This window comes from Peribacillus sp. (genome assembly GCF_059453735.1).
Genome location: NZ_JAZVJO010000021.1, coordinates 1 through 3,407, shown reverse-complemented (window position 1 = coordinate 3,407; position 3,407 = coordinate 1). Strand labels below are relative to the sequence as shown.

The 3,407-nt window shown below is 41.1% G+C and carries 5 protein-coding genes; 3 read left to right on the top strand and 2 right to left on the bottom strand.

Annotation, left to right across the window (positions count from 1 at the left end; all coding sequences use genetic code 11):
- On the top strand, positions 1–1,347 hold a 1,347-nt coding region (locus AC52RT_RS00675; RefSeq protein WP_495538970.1), incomplete at its 5' end, for a FumA C-terminus/TtdB family hydratase beta subunit.
- Here AC52RT_RS00675 and AC52RT_RS00670 read toward each other — a convergent pair.
- The gene (locus AC52RT_RS00670; protein WP_495538969.1) at positions 1,344–1,478 is read right to left on the bottom strand and encodes a hypothetical protein; all 135 of its coding nucleotides are present in this window, start codon (positions 1,476–1,478) and stop codon (positions 1,344–1,346) included. The genes AC52RT_RS00675 and AC52RT_RS00670 overlap by 4 nt on opposite strands.
- A gap of 271 nt (positions 1,479–1,749) precedes the next feature.
- Positions 1,750–1,917 carry a hypothetical protein gene (locus tag AC52RT_RS00665; protein ID WP_495538968.1) on the bottom strand — a complete coding sequence of 56 codons (168 nt, stop codon included), beginning with the start codon at positions 1,915–1,917 and terminating at the stop codon, positions 1,750–1,752.
- A gap of 117 nt (positions 1,918–2,034) precedes the next feature.
- On the opposite strand from AC52RT_RS00665, the gene AC52RT_RS00660 reads away from it, so the two are divergent.
- Entirely contained in the window at positions 2,035–2,235 is a 201-nt protein-coding gene (locus AC52RT_RS00660) for a hypothetical protein (protein ID WP_495538967.1), read from the top strand.
- 113 nt (positions 2,236–2,348) lie between these two features.
- A complete protein-coding gene (gene pdaA / locus AC52RT_RS00655; protein WP_495538966.1) occupies positions 2,349–3,134 on the top strand; it encodes a delta-lactam-biosynthetic de-N-acetylase in 786 nt (261 codons plus the stop codon).
- Positions 3,135–3,407 lie beyond the last annotated feature (273 nt).

The window sequence follows — 3,407 nt, the reverse complement described above, 5'->3', positions numbered from 1 at the left end:
ACGCCGGTTGGAGTAAATCAGCTGGAAATAAAACAAGCAATTAAAAACGCACTTATTTTAGCAACGAAGGCTGGGAAGCTGCGCCCGAATGCTGTTGATTCATTAACTGGAGAAAACAGCGGTGATAATTTAGGACTTGGCTTACCGGTGATGAAGTTTGAGCAATGGGAAAAAGATTATATAGATGTCCGTCTTATTTTAAAAGGCGGCGGCTGTGAAAATAAAAATATCCAATACAGTCTACCTTGTGAATTAGAAGGACTAGGACGTGCTGGCCGTGATTTAGATGGGATTCGTAAATGTATCCTTCATTCTGTGTATCAGGCGCAGGGCCAGGGCTGTAGTGCTGGATTTATTGGAGTAGGAATTGGCGGCGACCGATCGGCTGGTTATGATCTTGCTAAACAGCAGCTATTCAGAAACTCAGAAGATGTAAACCCACACGAAGATCTACGTAAATTAGAAGAATACATAGTAGAAAAAGCAAATGAATTAGGGATTGGCACGATGGGCTTTGGCGGCGAAACTACGCTGCTAGGTTGTAAAATCGGCGTTATGCATCGTATTCCAGCTAGTTTCTTTGTATCTGTTGCGTATAATTGCTGGGCTTTCCGTCGTTTGGGCGTAGAGGTTCATGCAGAAACAGGGGCTATTAATGACTGGCTTTATCAAGAAGGAGAAACTATTGATTTTGCTGCTGAAAAAGAACTTGAAAGTGCGGGACTAGAAATGGCTGCAACATCTGAAAAGCCTGCTGATACAGGCCGTGAAATCGTACTTCAAGCACCTATTACAGAAGAGAAAATCCGTGAATTAAAAGTTGGCGATGTGGTTCATATTAGCGGTCGAATGTACACAGGCCGTGATGCCATTCATAAATATCTTTCTACAAATGAAGCACCTGTTGATTTAGATGGCCAAATCATTTATCACTGCGGTCCGGTTATGCTTAAGGATAATGAAGGTAAGTGGCATGTTAAAGCAGCTGGTCCGACAACGAGTATTCGTGAAGAACCATATCAAGGAGATATTATGAAGCGTTTCGGAATACGCGCTGTAATTGGTAAAGGCGGTATGGGACCAAAAACACTTGCTGCTTTAGAAGAACATGGCGGCGTGTATCTAAACGCAATTGGCGGTGCCGCTCAGTATTATGCAGACTGTATCAAGTCGGTTGATGGTGTTGATCTCATGCAATTCGGTATCCCGGAAGCCATGTGGCATTTAAATGTAGAAGGTTTTACGGCAGTTGTTACGATGGATTCGCATGGGAATAGTTTGCATCGTGATGTCGATCAGTCATCACTCGAAAAGCTGTCTCAATTTAAAGAACCTGTCTTTAATTAAATGAAAGAAGCGCCATGTGTTGGCGCTTCAGTTTGTAGAAAAAAGAGGTTCGGAATGGTTTCATTCCAAACCTCTTTTGCATTATTCGGACCAAATAGGCCTGCTGGAACAAGCTGGTCTAGTGTGACCATTTCGAAAATACTCCTTATCACTTCAAAATTCTATTTTATTTATAAATAGGCCTTTTACTCTTAAGTTTAGAAATTCAGTTGATTTTCGTTTCAGGCGTGAAGACTCCTGCGGGAACAGCGGGATAGGTGAGACCCCGCAGGAGCGTAAGCATTGATGTGGCTCACCGCCCGCCCGCGGAAAGCGAAGCGCATGGAATGGAAATCAACATCTCGATTTTAAAGATCACGAGTTTGTCTACAGTCTAAAGCGAGATGTGCTGGCGTTTCTTTTCTACTCTTCTTTTTTTTCATACACTTCTTTACTTTCAATATTAGGAAAAGGATCGATGCGTGATGAATCACTGCGATCGAGTCCAGATCTTAATGCAAAGAAAAAAACACTTCCCAGTAAACCGAGACATATAATAAATCCAATCGTAACAAGCAAAAACTGCGCCAATAAAATCCCCCCTATATAGAGGTATATGCAGACGATCCAAATTATTTCTAGACTTTTACTTTTATTGAAGCGCAGATTCTAAATTAAACATATAGTGAAGAGAAAGGAGGGATACCTATGGATTCGCTTACAGTAGTGTTCTTTGCGGCTATGTTAGCTGGTTTTGCCTTAATTAGGCTTGCTTTAGCTGGAACAATTTTTGCCAGCATCGAGGTTGTGTTGACTACACTCGGTGTCGTAGTGGTTATAGTGTTTGCTTTTGTCCTTATTTGGCGGGGTATTAGAGCTTTAATAAATAGAACGAACCATCCATTATAATTTTCATTCAGCCATTTCTCTACTGAGGAATGGTTTTTATGTATCATGAAAATGTATAGGATTCTCCCTTTTTCAAACAATAAGAGAAAAAAGAAATCGGGAGGAACAAGCTATTGAAGAAAATCAGCATTTTGACACTGGCCATCTGTTTGTGTCTGCCAGTTACTGTAAATGCAGTTGCCGATTCGTATGGATGGGGCTTTAATAAAGGAAAAAATGGACAGCCGGCCGATGCTGGTACAAAGTTTGAAAACATGATCAAAAAATCCGCTGCTATTTATAAAGGAGATCCTGGGAAAAAGGAGATTTATTTAACGTTTGATAATGGCTATGAAAATGGATATACAGGAGATATCTTAAATGTACTGCGGCGTCAGCATGTTCCCGCAGCGTTTTTTATCACAGGTCATTACTTAAAAACAGCTCCTGAGTTGGTTGTCAGAATGGTAAAAGAAAACCATATTGTTGGTAATCATTCGTGGACACATCCAGATATGAGCCGTTCGTCAGATGAAGTAATCCGCCAAGAGTTAAGACGGGTGAAAGAAGAAACAGAAAAATTAACCGGACAGAAAACAATGAACTACCTTCGTCCACCGCGCGGCGTATTTAATGAACGAACGATGGCGGTAGCAAAGGAAGAAGGCTATACCCATGTATTTTGGTCACTTGCTTACAGGGATTGGGTTGTTGATCAACAACGAGGTGCTAAGTATGCATATAATGAAGTGATGAAGCAGATTCATCCGGGGGCCATCATGCTTTTGCATACCGTCTCTAAAGATAATGCCGAAGCCTTAGACTCCATTATTACCGATTTGAAAAAACAAGGATACGTGTTTAAAAGTCTGGATCAGTTAATGATTGATCAGCAGCTGACTTCTCCTATGCTTTACTAAGCAGTGATGGGATAAGCTGTCTAACCACTCGTAGACGGGGGTATCACATTTTCCTGCTGCAATTCAATCAAAATCCCCCCGAGATTCCCGACAGGATTAAGAAATAGAGTCATTTTAAAAGGAAGGATACGGTAGGGGGTATCGAGTGGCTGAATTAAAGGTTCAAATAAGAATAAATCGTTTTATGTTGAATAGATTAACCATATACCCCCCTCATTCATATAGAAAAACAAGCTCAGGCTGGCTTTCGCCATTTCTGAGCTTGTTTTTCTA